At 38.5% G+C, this 260-nt stretch carries 1 protein-coding gene; it reads left to right on the forward strand.

Translation table 11 applies throughout. The annotated features are described in order from the left end of the window. A partial coding sequence (locus BN338_RS10605) for a helix-turn-helix domain-containing protein (RefSeq protein ID WP_039762615.1) occupies nt 1–260 on the forward strand: 260 nt, incomplete at both ends.

Raw genomic sequence — 260 nt, forward strand, 5'->3', positions numbered from 1 at the left:
AAAAGAATTCGTTATAAACGCATTTCAATGGGGCTTTCCCAAAAGGAATTAGGAAGCCATTTAGGTGTCAGTTTCCAACAAATCCAAAAATATGAAAAAGGCACCAATCGTGTCAGTGCAAAATGTTTGCTGGAAATCGCTAAAAAACTGCAAGTTCCCATAAGCTTTTTTTATGCCGATCTTTTAACCGCCAATCTTGCCACAAAAGAAGATCTTGTCTCAGAAGACAATCCCTCACACCGTGATCAAAACATCTACAG

The organism is Bartonella queenslandensis AUST/NH15 (assembly GCF_000312585.1).
Lineage (GTDB): Bacteria > Pseudomonadota > Alphaproteobacteria > Rhizobiales > Rhizobiaceae > Bartonella > Bartonella queenslandensis_A.